This window comes from Neobacillus drentensis (assembly GCF_036965645.1).
GTDB classification, from domain to species: Bacteria; Bacillota; Bacilli; order Bacillales; family Cytobacillaceae; genus Neobacillus; species Neobacillus drentensis_D.
In genome coordinates, this window is sequence record NZ_JBALPZ010000298.1 from 1 (window position 1) to 1,116 (window position 1,116).

Here is a 1,116-nt window from a genome sequence, read left to right on the forward strand (position 1 = left end):
TCTATAACCCCCTTAATAAATTTACAACGAAAATAATAGTATCAATAATATCCAATTAAAACAATAAGTTTTTAGAAAATAGGTAAAATTCTCTTATATTGAAATATTTATTTTTTCTTATTTATGACAAAGTGTCATTCTGATTCGTTGACAGGTGACAGTTTGTCATATAGAATAGATTCATAGTGACAATGTGTCATATCATTAGTTAAAATTGAGATTATGGTTACGATTGGAGGGGTAGCCGTTGCCCAAAATCACCTTTATAAATTTACCTGAAGAAAAAAAACAAACGCTGATCATCGCATTGAAAAAAGAGTTTTCTAGAGTCCCTTTATATGATGCTTCTATCTCCAATATAGTAAAATCAGCCAATATCCCGCGTGGCAGCTTTTATCAATATTTTGAAGATAAAGAAGATGCCTTTTTCTTTCTATTAAACGATCTGGTGATTACGATTCGGAATAACTTTGTTGTTTTGCTAAAAAAATATGACGGGGATTTATTTGCTGCCATGATTGATTTCTATCAGCTAATCATTATGGAGGAAGAGGATGTCCATTTTTTAAAAAATGCATTTTTAAATATGACTTATAAAATAGAATTATCCTTTTCCAAAATCTTTAGAGGGCAAGAAAATAGTGGCAGCATATGTGAGTTTCTTTCTTCTCTTAACACGAGTCATTTAAATGTTTCCAATCATAAGGAATTGTTTCATCTCTTGCAAATTGTCTTTACCATCACGCTAAGAAATGTCGTTGAAAAGTTTGCCAAGGACTTACCAAACCAAGAAGCTTTGGCTAATTATAAAATGGAAATGAATCTTTTAAAATGTGGACTAGTCCGGAAAGATTCTTAATGGAGGAACAAACGTGAAAAAAGTGAAACCACCAAAGAAACCGCTGATTTTTTATTATGGAATAACGATAGTGATTATATTACTATTAAATTCGTTCATTTTTCCATTGATCACAAACCACTCGGTAAAGGAAGTCGATTATGGAACTTTCTTAACGATGGTGGATGATGGGAAGGTCAAACAAGTTGAAATAGATGATAACACGATTACGTTTAAATCCACTGCTTCAAAGCTGTATAAGACAGGGACGATTGAAG

General features: G+C 31.8%; 2 protein-coding genes. Both read left to right on the forward strand.

Translation table 11 applies throughout. The features are described 5' to 3' along the window. Positions 1 to 247 precede the first annotated feature (247 nt). Positions 248 to 859 (forward strand): TetR/AcrR family transcriptional regulator, encoded by a 612-nt coding sequence (locus V7266_RS30600; RefSeq protein ID WP_335473041.1) that lies wholly within the window; start codon positions 248 to 250, stop codon positions 857 to 859. Positions 860 to 872: 13 nt separating this feature from the next. Next, positions 873 to 1,116, forward strand: a 244-nt coding sequence (locus V7266_RS30605) for an ATP-dependent metallopeptidase FtsH/Yme1/Tma family protein (protein WP_335473042.1), incomplete at its 3' end; no start/stop codon positions are given.